General features: G+C 58.6%; 3 protein-coding genes. 2 read left to right on the forward strand and 1 reads right to left on the reverse strand.

Annotation, left to right across the window (positions count from 1 at the left end):
* A partial coding sequence (locus ACH2EH_RS19280) for a hypothetical protein (RefSeq protein ID WP_395144209.1) occupies positions 1-933 on the forward strand: 933 nt, incomplete at its 5' end.
* Positions 934-951: 18 nt separating this feature from the next.
* Here the strand turns inward: ACH2EH_RS19280 and ACH2EH_RS19285 are convergent.
* On the reverse strand, positions 952-2370 hold the full coding sequence (locus ACH2EH_RS19285) for a DUF1501 domain-containing protein (RefSeq protein WP_395144210.1): 1419 nt from the start codon (positions 2368-2370) through the stop codon (positions 952-954).
* A gap of 158 nt (positions 2371-2528) precedes the next feature.
* Between ACH2EH_RS19285 and ACH2EH_RS19290 the strand changes: the two genes are divergently transcribed.
* Positions 2529-3322, forward strand: a 794-nt coding sequence (locus ACH2EH_RS19290; protein ID WP_395144212.1) for a transposase, incomplete at its 3' end; no start/stop codon positions are given.

Raw genomic sequence — 3322 nt, forward strand, 5'->3', positions numbered from 1 at the left:
GTAGGAGCCGCGGTAGACAGCAACGCTGGTGCAATCAACAAGTTTATCAATACCGTCACGGCTCGTCGTGGCTGGAAAGACACTCAGACGACGAAAGTGGTGCCGATCCTCTCGCTAGGAGACAAGGGCTACATCGGGGCAGCGCAGGTCTCGGGGCCCGCCAGTGCGCTCTCATCGGTTCGGGTTGTCTGGCAGGTCGAGGGCTCCAAGCAAATTGGTGATGGTATCTACCGGATCAAGGCACTCATTCCCTCCAACTCCCTCTCGCCCCTGGAGATTCGCCGGGTTCAGAAAGTGGGTATCACCGCGCTGATAGACACCGCCACGGGGGGAGCCGCTGCAGCAGCGCCTGGCTCGAAGGGGCTCATGGGGGGTGATCTGCTCAAGGCGGGCGTGATTGCGGTTGCGGTGAAAGCCAGCGCAAGTCAGCTTAACACCGCAATCAACAGTGTTACGGGGAACCGCCCGGCTCTGGCCACCCGCGTGGTACCCGCGCTCTCGCTGGGGGAGCGTGCCTATATCGGAGCGGCCCAGCTCACGGGCTCCACCACCACGATTGGAAAGGTTCAGGCGGTAGGCATCTACGACGATTCTTTCGATCGGGGACGCTACCGGGTGCGGATCATGATCCCTGCCACCGGGAGCGATCCAACCCGACTCAAACGGGTTCCAGGGGTTGGGCTCGCCGCTCTTGTGGAGACGACGATCAACCGTGTGGAGCGCCCCGTGCAGAGCAAAGTTCCCACCCTAAGCCTTGAAAAGCCCCGTGTGCCCGCTCCCCGCACGGGCTCCATTCCGCTTGTTCCTGCCTCGAATAACTCAGGGGGCTTTGTCCCGCCCGGACTCGCGAAAAAAGGCGGCGTGCCCCCTGGACTGGCCAAAAAGGGCGGTCTCCCACCCGGTCAAGCAAAAAAGCACAAAGACCACGACTAAACCCTAAGCAGAAGGCACTCAGACCAGAATGCTCTTGATGACCTGCGCGCCCTCAACCCCGGTGAGCTTCGCATCGAGCCCCTGGAACTTGTAGCTGAACGCCTCGTGCTGGATGCCGAGCTGGTGGAGCATCGTGGCATGCAGGTCATGGACGGTGGTGATGTTCTCCACGGCGGCGTAGCCCAGCTCATCGGATGCACCGTGTACCATCCCGCCGTGCACCCCCGCACCCGCCAGCCAGACCGTCATGGCCTTGTTGTGGTGATCGCGCCCGCTGCCGCCCTGCGACATCGGCGTGCGGCCAAACTCCCCCGCCCAGACAATCAGCGTGTCGTCAAGCATCCCACGTCGCTTTAAGTCCGTGATCAGCGCCATGCACGCCCGATCAATCTCCTTGGCCTTGAGCGTCACGCCGTTTTTAATATCCCCGTGGTGGTCCCAGTCTTTATGGTAGAGCTGGATAAAGCGCACGCCCTTTTCGGCCAGCCGCCGCGCCAATAAGCAGTTGCTGGCAAAGCTGCCGTCGCCGGGCTGGCAGCCGTAGAGCTCCAGAGTCTCTTTCTTCTCCTGCGAGAGATCCATCAGATCCGGCACCGATGCTTGCATCTGGAAGGCCAGCTCGTACTGCGCGATCCGAGTGGCGATCTCGGGGTCGTCCACGAGGCTGTTGTACTCCTTGTTGAGTGCATTGATCGCGGCAATATCCGTTCCCTGCCGCCCGCGCGTGATGCCGCTGGGGTTGGCCATGTAGAGAACCGGGTCGCCCTTGCCGCGTAGCTGCACCCCCTGGAACTTGCTCGGTAGGAACCCACTGCTCCACTGGCGCGCCGCAATCGGCTGGTTCTGCCCGCCCTGGCCCAGCGATGTTAATACGACAAAACCGGGTAGATCCTTGGCGAGGCTTCCGAGGCCATACGTAATCCACGAACCCATGCTAGGCCGTCCGGCGATCTGGCTTCCCGTGTTCATAAACATGTGCGCCGGGTCATGATTGATCGCATCCGTGGTCATCGAGCGGATAAAGCAGACCTCATCAATCACGGAGCCGAGCTGGGGAAAGAGTCCGCAGATCTCGATCTGGCTCTTGCCAAATTTTTCAAAGGGAAGCTGCGGCCCATAGCACGTTAGCTTTTGCCCTTGGAGCTGCGCGAGCTGCTGGCCCTTGGTCATGCTCTCGGGCATGGGCTGGCCGTGCATCTGCGTGAGCTTGGGCTTGGGGTCAAACGTCTCCAAGTGCGACGGTCCTCCCGCCATACTCAGCCAAATCACGCGCTTGGCCCTCCCCCTTACTGTCCTGGAGGGGGAGGCATGAGCGGGAGTGAGCAAGTTACCCAGCGCCAGTGCCCCAAGTCCCTGGGTGGCCTTGCCCAGGAGCTCTCGGCGGGTGAGCTGCTGCGCACGAAACTGCGCGAGTTCGTCTGTGGTCGTGATTTTCATAGAAATACCTCCGAGGAAACCCCGGGTGCCCACCCGAAGGGAAGGGCGTTTAGCCGTGGGAGAAATCGGGAACCGCATAGAAGTTCCTGCGATTGAGTCTTCAAATTAGTCTTTCTTCGTCTTTCCGGTTTTGACAAACCATCAGGAGTAACGCAATAATGAAGCTCGTTGCTCAGGTCAAGCTCCTTGCCTCTTGCCAGCAGAAGCAAGTCCTTCTTGCCACACTCAAAAAGGCGAACAAGGCTTGCGACCGTATGTCGGAGTACGCTTGGCAGAACAAGTGCTTCAAGCAATTTGCCCTTCACGCCGCCTGTTATCACAACATCCGTGAAGAATTCGCGCTGGCTTCTCAGTTGATTATTCGCTGTAATGCCAAAGTCACCGACTCTTACAAACTGGACAAAGCGGTAAAGCGAACTTTTCGCCCCACGGGTTCTATCGCCTACGATTCCCGCATCTTGACTTTCTTCACCGAGGAGAGTCAGATTTCGCTCTGGACAGTTGCCGGACGCATGAAGATTCCCTTTGCCGCTGGAGAGCTTCAGAAGGAAATGCTTCTGACTCAAAAAGGCGAATGCGATCTTTGCTTTATCAGTCATGAGTTTTATCTGATGGTGGTCTGCGACATTCCAGAAGCTCCGCTGAACGAAGCCACTGAGTTTTTGGGGGTAGACCTTGGCATTGTCCAAATTGCTTCTGACAGCGAGGGAAACCAATATAGTGGGGAAGCGATTCGCTCCTTTCGTCGCAGAATGCGGAAACTCAAAGCCGGTCTCCAACACACGGCAAAGAAGCATGGTTCTAAGTCGGCAAAGCGCCACCTTCAGAAGTTGCGCCGTCGTCAATCTCGGTTTACTCGTTGGGTGAATCAGGGGCACCCACCCCGAAGGGGAAGGGTCATCAGCCGTCGCCTTGTCGAATCGGCGGCTGTCTCTGGTAAGGCAATCGCTCT

It is taken from the genome of Armatimonas sp., from assembly GCF_043760365.1.
GTDB lineage: Bacteria > Armatimonadota > Armatimonadia > Armatimonadales > Armatimonadaceae > Armatimonas.

Excerpts from the sequence above, each read along its gene's own strand:
- ACH2EH_RS19285 (WP_395144210.1), bottom strand. The coding sequence starts at position 2,370 with ATGAAAATCACGACCACAGACGAACTCGCGCAGTTTCGTGCGCAGCAG.